Origin of the sequence: Rhodococcus sp. TAF43 (assembly GCF_052113525.1) — a bacterium.
In the GTDB taxonomy this organism is placed as follows: Bacteria; Actinomycetota; Actinomycetes; order Mycobacteriales; family Mycobacteriaceae; genus Prescottella.
This window is the reverse complement of sequence record NZ_JBFRDL010000009.1, coordinates 13,416-28,528: the sequence shown is the minus strand read 5'-3', so window position 1 is coordinate 28,528 and position 15,113 is coordinate 13,416. Positions and strand designations below refer to the sequence as shown.

Sequence of the window (15,113 nt, the reverse complement as noted above, 5' to 3'; positions counted from 1 at the left end):
ATTGCGTGACCGCCCCTCCCTTTCGTCTTCGTCGTCCGCGCGCCCCGCCGCCCCGCGATTTGCGCACGTATCGGTCCCGGGGACGCCCGCGAAACACCGATACGTGCGCAAATCGCGAGGAAACGTATTCACACGCGTGTCTTTCCTGCACACGGGTCACAGATGAATTACAGTCGATTCCGGCGTGATCGCGAGTCGGCGCGATGAGGAGGACAGTGTGCGAGAGCTGCGAGTGATCGGTCTCGAACCTGGCGGCGCGCACGTAGTGTGTTCGGATCCAGATACCGGCGAAAAGTTCCGGCTCCCCGCCGATGACAAGCTCCGCGCGGCCTCTCGCGGAGACATCGCTCGACTCGGCCAGATTGAGATCGAAATGGACAGTCAGCTTCGCCCGCGAGAGATCCAGGCCCGTATCCGCGCCGGCGCATCCATCGAACAAGTCGCCGAGCAGGCGGGCATTCCGTACTCCAAGGTGGAGCGCTACGCACATCCCGTGCTTCTCGAACGCAGTCGCGCGGCCGAGATGGCACAGGCCGGTCACCCGGTCCGCCCGGACGGCCCCGCCGTGGACACCCTGTCCGAGATCGTCGCGCAGGCCTTCCGAGCCCGCGGCCACGACATGGACGCCGCCACGTGGGACGCGTGGAAGGACGAGGACGGCCACTGGGTGGCCCAGCTGCAGTGGCAGGCCGGACGGAGCACCAACGCCGCGCACTGGCGCTACCAGCCGGACGCGCACGGCGGCACCATCAACTCCCTCGACGACGCCGCGGTCCAGCTTATCGACCCCGACTTCGGGCGTCCGCTCCGCGGGCTGACTCCCGTCCCCAGCGACGGCATCTACGGCCCGGCCGACATGGAGCAGGACCACGATCACGAGGCCGCGGAAGACTCGTCGATCATCTTGGCGGACAACGCCATCGAAGAGGAATCGGCGGAGCAGGTCGACACGCCGGAGCCCGTCGACGAGGCCGAGCACGACGAGCCGAAGACCGCACCCCAGCACACCCACGGCAAGGACAAGCGCGGTAAGCCCGCACTGCCGTCCTGGGACGACGTTCTGCTGGGCGTTCGGAGCAACGGGCGCGGCTGACGTCAGTGCTGGGGGTCAACGCATCCACCATCTGGTACGTCGACGCCACCGAGCCCGCCTCGGTTCTGCGTGACGCGGAACCGGACCGGGACGCCGCCCGCGACCTCGTCGGGCAGTTGCATCCAGGGCTCGAGGTGTCGTATCTCGGCGACGAACCGTTGACGGACGCCGCGAAACCTGAAGCGGGCGAGGTGATCGCCGGCTGGTACCCCGGGGTGGTCGTCGTCCGCACGGGCGAATCCCTGCCGCCGGTCCCGTCTTCACTGGTGGAGCACTGGATCCACCCGACGGGCTTCCGCCACACGTTTCTCTGCTCGTCGAGTCCGGTGACGAAGGCCGGTTCGTGGGGCGCGTTCGCGCACTGGGACCACGGGGAACTGAAGCGATCGTTCAGCGCCACACCGGTTCACATCATCGAGGACCTCGGCCTCCCACAGGTGTGGGAGCGTCCGTTCTGGGCCGGGGAGCATCCGGTGCGCCCCTCGCTGGACGTGTTACCGGACCCGCAGACGCTGCCGTTCAATCCCGGCGAGTTCGCGGAGGCGGCACCCCGGGGCTGGCTGGGCGACGACCTGGATCCGGCGTCGATCACGGTCTCGCGGTTCGCGGTGCACCCGTCCGGACAGGTTCCCGAGTCGGTCCTCCGACTCGAGGAGGCGCGCCGCGCGGAACCGGCCCGGGAGCAGGAGGAGCCTGGCGCACCGGACGAGCACAGCGAACCGAACGAGCACAGCCAGCCGGAGGACGGCAGCGACCAGGAGTCGGTGCCGTCACCGAAGAGGCCGTCGCTGCTCTCCCGCCTGTTCCGTCGCGACCACTGACCGACGTCAGAGGGCCCCGAAAAACAGCGCGGCCCAACCGAACACCACGCCGGCCCCGACGCCGTACACCACCCAGCGCCATACCGGCCGGTGCCGCCAGCGCCACACGGTGGGGGCGGCGCCGCCGACGACCACCAGGTTGAAGCCGACCGCGAGCAGCACGTGGATGTGCGCCAGCGCGGACCCGAAGGCCACCACGGCGACCAACGTCACGAGCGCCGCGAAGCCACTGACCAGCAGTCCCGTGCACCACGGGGTGGGTGGCGACGCCGGACCTGCCGTCACGAGCCGGTCCGGATGCGCTCGTAGAACGCCATCGCAGCGGCGGTCGCGACGTTGAGCGAGTCGGTGCCCGGCGCCATCGGGATGCGGGCGCGCACGTCGGTGACGCGCATCGCGTGCTCGGTGAGGCCGGGGCCCTCCGCTCCGAGCAGCACCGCCACCTTCTCCCCCGTCATCGCCTCGGCCAGTGGCACCGCTGCAGGATCGGGGGTGAGCGAGATCAACTGGAAGCCCTTGTCGCGCAAAATGTTCAGCCCACGCGGCCACTCGGGGACCTGCGCGAACGGTACGCGCAGCACGTGCCCCATCGACACCCGTACCGCGCGGCGGTAGAGCGGGTCGGCGACGGCGGCACCGAACAGGATCGCGTCCACACCCAGGCCGGCGGCGTTGCGGAACATCGAGCCGATGTTCTCGTGGTCGTTGACGCCCTCGAGCACCGCGACCGTCCGCGCGTCGCGCAGTGCGTCCTCGACGTCGAGCGGAGGCGGCCGGTGCGCCGCAGCGAGCACACCCCGGTTGAGATGGAAGCCCACCACCTCGGCCATCACGTCGGCCGTGGTTCGGTAGAACGGCACGTCCACGCCCTCGAGGTCCGCGGACAGCTCGCCGAGCCGGCGGTCCACACCCAGCAGGCCGATCGGCGCGTACCGGGACGCAAGCATCCGCTGGACCACCAGCACACCCTCGGCGATCACCAGCCCCTTGCCCCCGGGCAGGTCCGGCCGACGATCCGACGAGTTGAGGTCTCGGAAGTCGTCCAGCCGGGGATCGGCGGGGTCTGCGATGTCGATGACGTGAACCACGGATCCATCGTGCCGTATGGGTGGTCGACGGCTAGCGGGCGCTCCCGCCCGCCGCGAACAGCGCGGCGAAGTGTGCGTCGAGGACGGCGTGGATCTGGTCGGGACCGATCCGGTGGGGGTGGTTGAGGCCGTGTGCCGCGAGGCCGTCCACCAGGGCGTGCATCCGCATCGCCTCGACCTCGACCGCGGACGCCGCGAGCACCCCGGCCTCCGCGAGCAACCGAGTGGCTCCCAGGAAGCCCTCGTACACCGCGAAGTCGGAGCGGTCGCGCACCTCGGCGAGCGCGGGATCGGCCTGGGCGGCGACGGTGAACGCCTGCCACACCTCCATCTCGCCGCGACGGTCGTCGTCGAGGGGGACGAACTGCTCGGCCAGAACGCGCACGTCGGCCCGCAGATCCCCACTGAACTCGATCCCGGCGATGCGGTCGTAGACCCGTTTGGTGACGAGTTCCATCGCGAAGAGCAGCAGTTCGGACTGGGTGCCGAAGAAGTGCCGGAGCGACCCGGTCGACATGCCCGCCTCGTCGGCGACGGTTCGCACGCTGGCCGCGCCGATGCCGTTGCGGCGGATCACGCGCAGCACGGCGTCGGCGATCTCCTCGCGTCTGCATTCGGGGCTCGACCTCTTCACCACATCGCAAAACTAACACGACTGTGCTAGCTTTCGAACAACTAACACAGTCGTACTAGAAACGGGGTCGAGCATGATCGTCCAACTGATCGTCGTGTGCGAGATCCTCTTCTGGGTGTTCCTCAGCGCTGGCCTCGTCGCCCGCTACCTGCTGCGCCGCCCCGCCCTGGGTGCCGCGCTACTCATCGGCGCACCGCTGGTCGACGTAGTGCTCCTCGTCGCCACCACGATCGACCTGCACAGCGGCAGTGCGGCGTCGTGGAGTCACGGCCTGGCGGCCGCCTACATCGGCTTCTCGGTGGCGTTCGGGCACAGCATCATCCGCTGGGCCGACGCCCGATTCGCGTACCGGTTCGCCGGCGGGCCGGCCCCGGTGAAGCCGCCGCGGCACGGCGCGGGCCGGGCGATCCGCGAGTGGCGCGAGTTCGGAAAGGCCGTGATCGCGTGGGGCATCGCGTGCGGATTGCTGTCCGCGGCGATCGCGATGGTCGACGACCCGACCCGCACCGCAGCCCTGTCCGACTGGATCGACACCCTCACCGTCGTACTCGGGATCTGGGGCGTCATCGCCCTGAGCTACACGGTGTTCCCGGCACGGGCGAAGGCGGTCGAGCGGCGGACGTAGAAGGGGGCGGTCGGCGGGCAGCTCACGTCCTCGACTGCAGCCTGTCGCGCAGATCTCGGCGCAGTATCTTGCCGACGGGGTTCCGAGGGATGCTCGCGACGATCTCGAGTCGCTCCGGCAGCTTGAACGAGGCGACCTGGTGGGAACGTAGGTGTTCGACAAGATCGGCGAGAGACACGTCGGACGCGCCGGCCGGCACCACTACGGCGCAGCACTTCTCTCCCAGGACCTCGTCGGGATACCCGACGACCGCGACGTCGCCGACGGCCGGATGTTCGAAGAGCAGTCCCTCGATCTCGGCGGGGGCGATGTTCATGCCGCCACGGATGATGATCTCCTTGATCCGGTCGACGAACTCGAGGTATTCCCCGTCGGTGCCGCCCAACTCGAACACGTCTCCGCTACAGAGGTAGCCCTGGTCGTCGAACGGGCTCGAGGTAGCGGTGCCTTCGAGGTATCCACCGAACACGGTCGGCCCCACGAGGCGTAGTTCACCGCGCTCGCCGACCGCGTGCACATCGGCACCCGAGACCGGATCCACCAGTCGGACCGCCGTCATCTTCGCGACCCGCGTTGCCCATTCCTTACCCGGTGCACCGTAGTTCGGCAGGTGACGGGCGCGCACCGTCGGATCCGGAATGTCGGAGGGTGCGCCGAGCAGGCACACACCCTCGTTCGAACCGAAGAAGTTGAGGACCTCGATGCCGAACTCTTCCTGCCACCGACGCACCACGGCGGGTGGCAGCGGCGCACCACCCGAACCTACGCGCTGCAGGGATGTCAGATCGACCGAGTCGCGGAGCTCGTCGCGCTGCAGCAGCATCGTCAGGATCGCCGGAGGCATCGCAGTATGGGTGACGCGGTGCCGCTCGATCTGGGACAGGAAGACGGGCAGGTCGAGCGGCTGATGCTGAACGAGGTGACCGCCGCCGAGCAGCCAGGGCAGGAACGCGCCGGCGAAGCCCGCCATGTTGACCATCGGAAACGGGTTCAGGATCACCGACGACGTGTCGGTCTCGAGCCCGTCCTGGGCGGCTTGCCCGCTCGCGAACCAGTCTGCGTGACACCGGGGCACACCCTTCGGCGCGGCCTCGGTCCCACTGGTCCAGCAGATCGTGATCCGGTCGCCGATCGTGACGTGCAGATCGTCGATGTAGCTGCGGGCCTGCGCCTTCGCGGCGTCGTTCACTTCTGGGTCCATCGGCACTGCGCGCACGTCGGCATCCGGCCCGAACGCGAACACCGTCTCCAGGCCGACGCCCGAGTCGACGAGCTCGAGAGCCTCGGCCGCGAGGTCGCGGTCCGTGAGCCGGCCCACCGTCACGATGGCCACCGCCCCCGTCGCACGGCAGATGTTCGACAGCTCGTGCTGCCGGTACGCGACCGGGGCCGGGCTCGCAACCGCCCCGAGCCGCCACAGGGCAAGGTAGGTCGCCACGAGCGACACCGTGTTGGGCAGCAGCACCACCACGACGTCGCCCTGCCGGATCCCGTTCTCGTACAGTCGTGCCGCGATATCGTCCACGCGTTCCCCCATCCGGGTCCACGTCACGGTCTCCGGCACGGCGCCGGTGAGGGCGGGCAGGTTCACCGGATCGGACACCGCGTCCTCGTGCGGTCGAGTGGCGACCCAGTCGTCGAACGCGTCGAGCAGCGTGGTGGTCCGCCACCACCCCTTCTCGACGTAGTCGCGGATCTTGCTCTCCGAATGGCACAGCACGGCGCCGCGACTACTCGATCCGGAAAGTGTTGTGGCGGTTAACTCTCGGGGCATGGCTACCTTCCTCGACTGAGCGGGGGAACGGGTCTGGAATGTGGGATGTTCGTCATCGGAGGCGACGCACGACCAGGGCGGAGCCGAGGCCCAGCGCCGCCGGGATCGTGATCAGAGCGTGTTCGCCGTCGACGCGGCGCAACGCGTCCAACGCCGACACCAGCAGGTTGCCGCCCGTCGCACCGAGCGGGTGCCCGACGGCGAGCGCCCCGCCGACGGGATTGACCCGCGCGGGATCGAGGTCCAACTCCCGTGTCAGCAGCAACGGGCTCACCGCGAACGATTCGTTGGCCTCGACGACGTCCAGATCGTGCGCACCGATTCCTGATCGGCGCAACGCATCTCGCGCGGCGTCGACCGGAGCATCGAGCAGCGGCGAGCGGACGGCGCGGTGCGAGACGGCGACGATCTCGGCGACCGGCCGACGACCGCGCATCGGCCCCGCACCGGGGCTCCCGATCACGACCGCCGACGCGCCGTCCGCGAGTTGCGGCGCCGTCGCGATGGAGTGCAAACCCTCGGTGGGCGGCTGCATCTCGGGCAGTCGGCGCTGCACCAGCCCCCAGGCCGGGTCGTCCCCGAACAATGCCGGCAGAGCCGCGAACTGTGCCGCACTCGCGTCGTGGCGGGCACCCTCGTCGACCGACAGGATCACCTCGTCACCACGACGCACCGGCACCACGGACTCCGACGACGGCGCCGACGACGCGCGCCGGTGCGACTCCACGGCGTAGACGTCGAGCTGATCGCGAGTGAATCCGTGCACCGTCGCGGTCGCATCGGCGGAGACACCGATCGTGACGAAGCCGGTCCGCTCACCGAGTTCACCGTCCGTCGCGATCGCGGGGGCGTCGGAGAGCATCGGCACCCTCGACATCGACTCGACGCCGCCGGCAACGATCACGTCGGCGTGCCCTGCGACGACCTTCGCCGCGGCGGTGCCGAGTGCCTCGAGCCCCGAGCAGCACAGGCGCGTCACGACCGAACCACCGACCGCGTCGGGCCAGCCCGTGTACAGCGCAGCGCCGCGCGCGAGGTTGCCTGCCTGCTCGCCGGTGACGGTGCCGATCCCGACCACGACGTCGTCGACCCGCTGGGGGTCGAGGCCGCGCAGTTCCAGCGCGCGCAGCAGGTGCGCGAACAGAACGTGCGGCGGTATCTCCGCCAGCGTGCCGCCGCCGCGCCGTACCCGCCCGCGCGGCAGGCGGACGGCGTCGAACACCAGCGCCCGGCTCACGCGAGGATCTCGGCGGCAGGGGCGCACGCACGCGCCACGACGTCGAGCGTCCGGGCTCCGCCCGGGTCGTCGGCCGAGGTCGCGGGCACCACCACGATCTCGTCGGCACCCGAGTCTCGGTACGCGGCGAGACGTCGAGCCACGGCGCCGGCGTCTCCGAAGGCGCCGATCACGGCTGCGAGGTCGTCGGTGACGGCACCGTAGATCTGTTTAGGAGTTGCTCCACTACGCGCGATCTCGACCGCGGTGGCGAAGCCGGCGTCGGCGAACATCTCGGCGTACCCGGGGGCCGCGAGATAGCCGACGACAGCGCGGCGGAACGACTCGAGGTCCGCGGCACTGGGGTCCACCGCGGCCGTGACCCACACCGAGACTCGCGGACAGGGCCGGCCGGCCGACTCCGCCGCCGCACGTACGACGGATACGCACCGCGACACCTGCTGCGGTGTAACGAGATTGAGCACCACACCATCCGCCTCGCGGGCGGCGACAGCGAGCGCCTGCGGGCCGAAGGCCGCGATGACGAGCGCCGGGTCGGTGGCCGGCAACCTGAGCCGGAACCCGCGGGCACGCTCGACACGACCGTCGAAGTCCGCCTTCCGCCCCGCGGCAACCTGCCGGACGATGCGGGCCGTCTCCTCCAGATGGATTGCGGGACTGAGCCTCGTACGACCGTGCCATCCCTCGACGACCACCGTGCTGGACGTGCCGATCGCCAGATCGACACGCGCGCCCGTCAGCGCGGCGACGCTGGCCGCGCCGAGTGCGATCGCCACCGGCGTACGGACGTCCACCGCCAGTGGTCCGACGCAGAGCGGCAGGTCCGGAACCCTGGCGCCGATCGCCGTGGCGAGCGCGAAGGCATCGAAGGTCGCCATCTCGCCGACCCAGAGACGGTCGAATCCCAGGCGGGCGGTTTCGTCGGCGACGGCCAGCGCATCGAGCGGCGGGCGGTCCTGCCAGTACGGGAGGCTCACGCTCAGTCGCGGCTCCGAGGTCTTCATCGCGTCGTCATCCTCACTTCGAAAGAATGAGTGGCCTTCATCACTCTGTTAGTTGTAGTCTGACGCGCATGGAACCGCAAGACCCGAGGAGACAACAGCCGACATGGACACAGACGCGATCAGAGTGATCGGTGGCTACCAGACAGATTTCGCCCGCAACCTGACGAAGGAGGGTCTCGATGTCGCAGACCTGACCCGAGAGGTCGTGGAGGGCACGCTCGCGGATGCGGGAGTCACCCCCTCCGACATCGACGTCGTGCACGTCGGCAACGCATTCGGGCAGCTCTTCACCGGCCAGGGCCACCTCGGCGCGATGCCGGCCTCGGTCGTGCCCGGATTGTGGGGCGCACCCGCAACCCGCCACGAGGGCGCCTGCGCGTCGGGGTCACTTGCACTCCTCGCCGCAATGGCAGATCTCGAGTCCGGCAGGTACGACTGCGCGCTGGTCGTCGGCGTCGAACTCGAGAAGACCGTTCCCGGCGACCTGGGTGCGCAGCACATGGGCGCCGCGGCATGGGTAGGCCACGAGGGATCCGACGCAAAATTCATGTGGCCCTACATGTTCGGAAAGATCGCCGACGAGTACGAGCGGCGCTTCGGCCTGAACGAACGCCACCTGTGGTCGATCGCGGAACTCAATGCCCGCAACGCGGCCCGCAATCCGCTGGCCCAGACCCGCGGCTGGGACCGGACCGAGGCGTCGTTCACCGACGACCTCGTGGCCAACCCGCCGGTGGAGGGCCGGCTGCGGAAGGCCGACTGCGGACCCCTCACCGACGGCGCCGCCGGAGTGGTCCTGGTCCGCGCGGACCACCCCGTGCTCCGCTCCGGCGGGGCGACGTCGAACCAGTCCCGCATCCTGGGCTGGGGGCACCGGACCGTGGGGCTGTCACTCGAGGACAAGCTCTCATGCAGCGCCGACGACCCCTACGTGGCTCCCCACGTGCGGGCTACGATCCGGGATGCGTTCGGCCGCGCGGGGATCGACGGTGTCGACGCCCTCGATCTGATCGAGACCCACGACTGCTTCACCGTCAGCGAGTACCTGGCCATCGATCATTTCGGGATCACGCCGCCCGGCGAGAGCTGGCGCGCCGTCGAGAACGGCGACCTCGAGATCGGCGGCCGAATCCCCGTGAACCCGAGCGGCGGCCTGCTCGGCGTCGGCCATCCGGTGGGCGCCACCGGAATTCGTATGCTGCTCGACTGCCACCGCCAGGTGACCGGCCGGGCGGGCGCGAACCAGGTGCCCGACGCGCGCCGCGCCGCAATGTTGAACTTCGGCGGAAGCACCGCAACGACAGCCAGTTTCGTGATCGGACAGTAGGAGGAACCACATGGAGATCGAGGTACTCGGGCGCGCCCTGACGACGCTGCCGGCCGACGACGACCATCCGTACCGCACGGGGGCGTGGCGCCCCCAACATGTCGAGCGCAGCGCCGACGATCTCGAGGTGGTGGGCGAGTTGCCGAGCGACCTCGACGGCGTCTACCTCCGCAACACCGAGAACCCGGCGCATCCGGCCTTGGAGGGCCGGTACCACCCCTTCGACGGTGACGGCATGATTCACGTCGTCGGCTTCCGCGACGGAAAGGCTTTCTACCGCAACCGTTTCGTCAAGACCGACGGATTCCTCGCCGAGCAGGAGGCCGGTGGCCCGCTGTGGGCGGGCATTGCCGAGCGGCCGGAGAAGTCGATCCGGCAGGACGGCTGGGGCGCCCGGGGTCGGATGAAGGATGCGTCGAGCACCGATGTCGTGGTCCACGGCGGCGTCGCCCAGACCAGTTTCTGGCAGTGCGGCGACCTCTACCGGCTCGATCCGACGACGCTCGAGACCCTGGGGAAGGCCACGTGGCACGGCGACTTCCCATCGGCCCTGGGCATCTCGGCGCATCCCAAGGTCGACGAACGCACCGGCGAGTTGTTGTTCTTCAACTACGGCACCGATGCTCCGTACATGCATTACGGCGTGGTCGACGCCGACGACCGCCTCGTGCACTACGTCGACATCGAGTTGCCGGGTCCGCGCCTGCCGCACGACATGGCGTTCACCGACAACTACGCGATCCTCAACGACTGCCCCCTGTTCTGGGTTCCGGAGGCCCTCGCGGTGGGCAAGTACGTCTCCCGGTTCCATCCGGACGTCCCGCTACGACTGGGCGTGATCCCACGCCGCGGAAACTCGGATCAGATCCGGTGGTTCGAGGCGGACCCGACGTACGTCCTGCACTGGACCAACGCGTACGAGAGCGGCGACGAGATCATCCTCGAAGGCTTCCACCAGGAGCATCCGGAGCCCGAAGACACCGGAGACGGCGGACCCTACCAGCGGATGTTCCGCTTCCTCGCGCTCGACCGCATGGGCACGCACCTGCACCGATGGCGGCTGAACATGCGCACGGGAGAGGTTCGGGAGGAACGTCTTTCGGAGACGGTGACGGAGTTCGGCATGATCAACCCCGCGCATGCGGGGCGCAGTCACCGCTACACCTACGCGGCGACCGGGCTTCCGGGCTGGTTCCTGTTCAACGGCCTGGTCAAGCACGACACCGTCACGGGGAACGAGGAACACTTCGCGTTCGGGGAGGGCGTGTTCGGCAGCGAGACCGTCATGGCCCCGCGGATCGGGTCGACGTCCGAGGACGACGGCTACCTGGTGACCATTACCTCGGACGTCAACCGGGACATCTCCGAGTGCCTCGTGTTCGACGCCGCGCGCGTCGCCGACGGACCGATCGCGCGGATCCGCCTGCCCGAACGGATCTCGAGCGGCACGCATTCGACGTGGGCGCCGGGGTCGGCGCTCCCCCGTTGGCGTACGGCGGACAGCCCGACGGACGCGGTGGGACTGGACCGTCCCGGACTATAGTTCGTGGGATGTCCGACGAACATGCCTCCGGCGCGGCGCAGACCGCTCCGACCGCCGGGCGCATGCTCGCACCGGGTGGTGACAACGCGATCGCGGTGACGCTCGGTCTGCTCGGCGACGAATGGAACCTGTGGATTCTCCGCCATTCGTTCCAAGGCGCACTGCGGTACCGCGACTGGATGTCGGTGGGCGGGATCTCGCACGCGGTCCTGTCGGCCCGACTGGCCGCGCTCACGGAGGCCGGACTGTTCGATCGGGTCTGCTACCAGGAGAGACCCGCGCGTTACGAGTACCGGCGCACCCAGTGCGGGCACGCCGTGTGGCCGATTCTGCTCTCGGTGTGGTCGTGGGAACTCCAGTGGGCACCGGACGAGGGCATTCTGCCGAGCATGCGGCACTCCCCTTGTGGACACCAGTTCACACCGGTAACGCACTGCGCCGCGTGCGGTCGTCCGGCCAGCGCCCGCGACGTTGTCGCCGAGATGGGCCCCAGTGGCGGCTGGACCCGCAGCGTGCCCGCGGCGTCGAGTCGGCGGCGGTCCAGCGGCGCGGCCCGGCCGCCGCGAGTACTACCGCACACCATGGAGTTGCTCGGCAATCGGTGGTCCGCGGCGATGCTCGGAGCGGCGTTCTTCGGGGCGCAGCGCTACAGCGAGTTCGCAGAGCGGATGCAGGCGTCACCCACGATTGTGGCGGATCGACTACGGACGTTCCTCGAACTCGGTGTCCTTCGCGAATCGCCCAGCACCGCCCGTACGGACTGGGTGACCTACCACCTGACCGAGAAGGGTCGAGCCTTTTTCCCCGTGGTGTTGTGCATGATCACGTGGGGACAGCACTGGTTTCCTGCACCCGAGGGCGAGGCGATCGTCTTCACACACACTGGGTGCGGGAGGCCGTTCGTGCCGCGGCTCGTGTGCGATCACTGCGAGACGACACTGGAAGCGCGGACCGTCTCGGTGGAGCCCCGCGCCGATCAACACCTCGACAAGATACCGAGCGCCGCATCACCTTCGCGATGACGCGGACCCGATCAGGCTGTGCGTGAACGACTTCGGGGCCGCAATCGGTCGAGTCAGCCGTTCTCGGAGACCAGACCGGAGATGATGGTGACGGCGTTGCGCAGGGTTTCGATCTGCTCGTCGTCGAGGCCCGACAGCTTCTCGGTCATCCACGCCTCGCGCGCCTGGGTCTCGCCCTCGATGAGGGCGTGACCGGCATCGGAGAGCGAGACGATGATCTGCCGACCGTCGGTGGGATGCGGTGTGCGATCGACCAGTCCGAGGTCGGCGAGCGACGCGATGACCCGGGTCATCGACGGCGGCTGGACCTTCTCGCGCGCGGCCAGAGCGCCCGGCGTCATCGACCCCTCGGCGGCGAGGGTGGCGAGCGCCGACAGCTGCGTCAGCGAGACCTGGGCCTCCGCACGCCGTCCCCGCAGGTGGCGCGTGAGACGCACAACCGCTAAGGACAGGTCGCTGGCCAGGGCGCGAGTATCCGATGTCACAGAATCAAACAATACGGGAACTCGCGCCCCGCCAATCACGTAACGGCGTCAGTGATCGGGCCGACTGCGAAGTACGCGACGAACAGTGCCGCAACGAGCCACAGCAGCGGGTGCACCTTCTTGGCGTTGCCGCCCGCGGCCGCGAGGACCACGTAGGAGATGAAGCCGACACCGATGCCGTTGGCGATGGAGTACGTGAACGGCATCGTGACGATCGTCAGGAACGCCGGCAGCGCGATCGAGAACTTGCCGAAGTCGATGTCGCGCACCTGGCCGATCATCAACGCGCCCACCACGACCAGCGCCGGGGCCGCGGCCTCGATCGGGACCACCGAGTACAGCGGCGTGAGGAACATCGCGGCCAGGAACAGCACACCGGTGACGACGTTGGCGAGGCCGGTGCGGGCGCCCTCGGCGATGCCGGAGGCGGACTCGACGAACACCGTGTTGGACGACGCGGATGCGCCGCCGCCGACGATCGCGCCGGCGCCCTCGACGACGAGGGCCTTGCCGACGCCGGGCAGGTTGTCGTCCTTGTCGGTGAGCCCGGCTTCCTTGCCGAGGCCGGTCATGGTGCCCATCGCGTCGAAGAAGTTGGCGAGCACCAGGGTGAAGACCAGCAGGCTGGCGGCGAGGACACCGATGCGGGTGAACGCACCGAACAGGCTGACGTCGCCGACGAGGCTCAGGTCGGGCAGCTGCGCGACGACGTCGGGCAGCACGGGAACGCTGAGGTTCCAGCCCTTGGGGTCGACGCCCTTGGAGGCGCCGACATCGAAGACGGCCTCGATGATCGCGGCGAGCACGGTGGTGACGACGATGCCGATCAGCAGGCCGCCGCGGACCTTCCGGACCACGAGGACGCCCATGAGCAGGACACCGAAGACGAAGACTGCGGTCGGCCACGCGCCGATCGAACCGTTGATGCCGAGGCCGACGGGGACGGACGTGCCGGCGGCGTCGGGGATGCGGCGGACGAATCCGGCGTCGACCAGACCGATGAACGCGATGAACATGCCGATACCGGCGGCGATCGCGGCCTTGAGTTCACGCGGGATGGCGTTGAAGACCGCCGTGCGGAAACCGGTCGCGGCCAGCACCACGATGATGATGCCGTCGATGACGACCAGACCCATCGCCTCGGGCCAGGTGACCTGCGGCGCGATCGACACGGCGAGGAGGCTGTTGATGCCCAGACCCGCGGCGATACCGAACGGATAGTTCGCGATGATGCCGAAGGCGATGCTCATCAGACCGGCGACCAGCGCGGTCACCGCCGCGACCTGGCTGATCGGCAGGATGTTGCCGAGGACGTCGGTCTTGGCGGCGGCGTCGTCGGCCGAGAAGCTACCGAGGATCAGCGGGTTGAGGACGACGATGTACGCCATGGCCACGAACGTGACCAGGCCGCCGCGGACCTCGGTGCTGATGGTCGAGCCACGCTCTGTGATCTTGAAGTAGGTGTCGAGCAACCGCGAGGGCGCCGACCGCCGCGTGGGCTCGGTCGTTTTGTCGGTAACCGCCATGTCGAGTTTCGGTCCAATCGCCGGGAAGTGGGGTTCGCACCTGGCAGATTAGGGCACCGACGCAGGGGTAACTTAATCGTGTGACCGAAATCCATAGCACGTCGACGCTCGTGGCCCGCCTGTCCGATCCCCGCCCGGTGCTCGCGGTGGGCACGGCAGCGTGGGTTCTGGCGACCGTCGTGGTGCTACTGGTGGGCGACCGGTGGAGCGACGCACTTCCGGTCTGTTATGCCGGAACCGCCCTGGGCCTCCTGGGATTCGCGTTGTTCCTCGTTCAGCGCCGGGCCGCGCGGCGCGGCAGCCGGGGCGCGCAGCGCGGCCTCGCCTGAGCCTCGGACGTCGTCACCGCCGCCCGATCCGCGGGGTGAGGGAATTCACACGGAGTTCGCGCGCGTCAAACGGGTATTTCGACGGGTGATCGCCCAGATCCACAGTGCGGCCCACGCCACACCGAACGCCCAGCCGGCGAGCACGTCGGTGAGCCAGTGCGCGCCCAGGTACACCCGTGAGAGCCCGACGGCCAGGGTGTAGCACGCCAGCAGCACCAGCAGCAGGTTCCGCCGGAGGCCGGCGGCGAGGATCCGCACCGCCACCGCACCCAGGACGCACGCGAGGATCGCGGACATCATCGCGTGTCCGGACGGGAACGAATAGCTCTCGAGCATCACGAGACGCTCCGGCAGGGGCGGCCGTTCACGCCCGAACAAAAGTTTGAGCAAACTCATCGCCGCCCAGCCGGAGAGCATCGCGCCGGCGACCATCACGGCGTCCGCGGTGTACCGCCGCGCGAGCAGCGCGGTCGTCACGACCGCGGAGATGACGAACACCGCGAGCGTCCCGCCGCTGTTCGTGACGACCGTGACGGCGTCCGTGAGCCCGGGCGTGCGGATGTCGAGCATCCAGTCCAGTACCGACTGGTCGAACGTCATGTCTC

Annotated in this window: 16 protein-coding genes; 7 read left to right on the top strand and 9 right to left on the bottom strand. The window is 69.1% G+C overall.

The annotated features are described in order from the left end of the window. Positions 1-217: 217 nt before the first annotated feature. Positions 218-1,093, top strand: a complete 876-nt coding sequence (gene sepH / locus AB4Z09_RS08535; RefSeq protein WP_442239538.1) for a septation protein SepH — start codon at positions 218-220, stop codon at positions 1,091-1,093. Between the two features lie 5 nt (positions 1,094-1,098). Then, positions 1,099-1,914 carry a DUF6928 family protein gene (locus AB4Z09_RS08530; RefSeq protein WP_174908500.1) on the top strand — a complete coding sequence of 272 codons (816 nt, stop codon included), beginning with the start codon at positions 1,099-1,101 and terminating at the stop codon, positions 1,912-1,914. A 6-nt stretch (positions 1,915-1,920) separates the two neighbouring features. On the opposite strand, the gene AB4Z09_RS08525 is transcribed toward AB4Z09_RS08530, so the two are convergent. From AB4Z09_RS08525 to AB4Z09_RS08515, 3 genes are read right to left on the bottom strand one after another with little or no spacing between them, the layout of a single operon-like run. Then, positions 1,921-2,199, bottom strand: a complete 279-nt coding sequence (locus AB4Z09_RS08525) for a DUF2537 domain-containing protein (RefSeq protein WP_174908498.1) — start codon at positions 2,197-2,199, stop codon at positions 1,921-1,923. Further along, on the bottom strand, positions 2,196-3,002 hold the full coding sequence (locus AB4Z09_RS08520; protein WP_174908496.1) for a TrmH family RNA methyltransferase: 807 nt from the start codon (positions 3,000-3,002) through the stop codon (positions 2,196-2,198). Before AB4Z09_RS08520 ends, AB4Z09_RS08525 begins: the two co-directional genes overlap by 4 nt. A gap of 31 nt (positions 3,003-3,033) precedes the next feature. Beyond that, on the bottom strand, positions 3,034-3,639 hold the full coding sequence (locus AB4Z09_RS08515) for a TetR/AcrR family transcriptional regulator (protein ID WP_174908494.1): 606 nt from the start codon (positions 3,637-3,639) through the stop codon (positions 3,034-3,036). A gap of 70 nt (positions 3,640-3,709) precedes the next feature. Between AB4Z09_RS08515 and AB4Z09_RS08510 the strand changes: the two genes are divergently transcribed. After that, entirely contained in the window at positions 3,710-4,261 is a 552-nt protein-coding gene (locus tag AB4Z09_RS08510) for a hypothetical protein (protein WP_174908492.1), read from the top strand. 22 nt (positions 4,262-4,283) lie between these two features. Here AB4Z09_RS08510 and AB4Z09_RS08505 read toward each other — a convergent pair whose 3' ends face one another. The 3 genes from AB4Z09_RS08505 to AB4Z09_RS08495 are packed head-to-tail and all read right to left on the bottom strand — an operon-like array spanning position 4,284 to position 8,276. Next, positions 4,284-6,035, bottom strand: coding sequence for a class I adenylate-forming enzyme family protein (locus tag AB4Z09_RS08505; protein WP_174908490.1), 1,752 nt, complete (start codon positions 6,033-6,035; stop codon positions 4,284-4,286). Positions 6,036-6,087: 52 nt separating this feature from the next. Continuing rightward, positions 6,088-7,272 carry a thiolase family protein gene (locus tag AB4Z09_RS08500; protein WP_174908488.1) on the bottom strand — a complete coding sequence of 395 codons (1,185 nt, stop codon included), beginning with the start codon at positions 7,270-7,272 and terminating at the stop codon, positions 6,088-6,090. Further along, entirely contained in the window at positions 7,269-8,276 is a 1,008-nt protein-coding gene (locus AB4Z09_RS08495; protein WP_174908486.1) for an LLM class F420-dependent oxidoreductase, read from the bottom strand. Before AB4Z09_RS08495 ends, AB4Z09_RS08500 begins: the two co-directional genes overlap by 4 nt. Positions 8,277-8,379: 103 nt before the next feature. Between AB4Z09_RS08495 and AB4Z09_RS08490 the strand changes: the two genes are divergently transcribed. From AB4Z09_RS08490 to AB4Z09_RS08480, 3 genes are read left to right on the top strand one after another with little or no spacing between them, the layout of a single operon-like run. Continuing rightward, entirely contained in the window at positions 8,380-9,603 is a 1,224-nt protein-coding gene (locus AB4Z09_RS08490) for an acetyl-CoA acetyltransferase (protein ID WP_442239537.1), read from the top strand. A 10-nt stretch (positions 9,604-9,613) separates the two neighbouring features. Further along, on the top strand, positions 9,614-11,146 hold the full coding sequence (locus tag AB4Z09_RS08485; protein WP_174908482.1) for a carotenoid oxygenase family protein: 1,533 nt from the start codon (positions 9,614-9,616) through the stop codon (positions 11,144-11,146). Between the two features lie 8 nt (positions 11,147-11,154). After that, positions 11,155-12,168, top strand: coding sequence for a winged helix-turn-helix transcriptional regulator (locus AB4Z09_RS08480; protein WP_174908480.1), 1,014 nt, complete (start codon positions 11,155-11,157; stop codon positions 12,166-12,168). Positions 12,169-12,221: 53 nt separating this feature from the next. Here AB4Z09_RS08480 and AB4Z09_RS08475 read toward each other — a convergent pair whose 3' ends face one another. Next, positions 12,222-12,653 (bottom strand): MarR family winged helix-turn-helix transcriptional regulator, encoded by a 432-nt coding sequence (locus AB4Z09_RS08475; RefSeq protein WP_174908478.1) that lies wholly within the window; start codon positions 12,651-12,653, stop codon positions 12,222-12,224. 35 nt (positions 12,654-12,688) lie between these two features. Next, on the bottom strand, positions 12,689-14,179 hold the full coding sequence (locus AB4Z09_RS08470; protein ID WP_114722921.1) for an NCS2 family permease: 1,491 nt from the start codon (positions 14,177-14,179) through the stop codon (positions 12,689-12,691). A gap of 80 nt (positions 14,180-14,259) precedes the next feature. On the opposite strand from AB4Z09_RS08470, the gene AB4Z09_RS08465 reads away from it, so the two are divergent. Beyond that, positions 14,260-14,508: a DUF2530 domain-containing protein gene (locus AB4Z09_RS08465; protein WP_114722920.1), complete on the top strand. Its 249-nt coding sequence runs from the start codon at positions 14,260-14,262 to the stop codon at positions 14,506-14,508. Positions 14,509-14,553: 45 nt separating this feature from the next. On the opposite strand, the gene AB4Z09_RS08460 is transcribed toward AB4Z09_RS08465, so the two are convergent. Next, complete coding sequence (locus tag AB4Z09_RS08460) at positions 14,554-15,108, bottom strand: phosphatase PAP2 family protein (RefSeq protein ID WP_114722919.1); 555 nt, start codon at positions 15,106-15,108, stop codon at positions 14,554-14,556. Positions 15,109-15,113 lie beyond the last annotated feature (5 nt).

Excerpts from the sequence above, each read along its gene's own strand:
- AB4Z09_RS08510 (WP_174908492.1), top strand. The coding sequence starts at position 3,710 with ATGATCGTCCAACTGATCGTCGTGTGCGAGATCCTCTTCTGGGTGTTC.
- AB4Z09_RS08505 (WP_174908490.1), bottom strand. The coding sequence starts at position 6,035 with ATGCCCCGAGAGTTAACCGCCACAACACTTTCCGGATCGAGTAGTCGC.
- AB4Z09_RS08495 (WP_174908486.1), bottom strand. The coding sequence starts at position 8,276 with ATGAAGACCTCGGAGCCGCGACTGAGCGTGAGCCTCCCGTACTGGCAG.
- AB4Z09_RS08490 (WP_442239537.1), top strand. The coding sequence starts at position 8,380 with ATGGACACAGACGCGATCAGAGTGATCGGTGGCTACCAGACAGATTTC.
- AB4Z09_RS08485 (WP_174908482.1), top strand. The coding sequence starts at position 9,614 with ATGGAGATCGAGGTACTCGGGCGCGCCCTGACGACGCTGCCGGCCGAC.
- AB4Z09_RS08480 (WP_174908480.1), top strand. The coding sequence starts at position 11,155 with ATGTCCGACGAACATGCCTCCGGCGCGGCGCAGACCGCTCCGACCGCC.
- AB4Z09_RS08470 (WP_114722921.1), bottom strand. The coding sequence starts at position 14,179 with ATGGCGGTTACCGACAAAACGACCGAGCCCACGCGGCGGTCGGCGCCC.
- AB4Z09_RS08460 (WP_114722919.1), bottom strand. The coding sequence starts at position 15,108 with ATGACGTTCGACCAGTCGGTACTGGACTGGATGCTCGACATCCGCACG.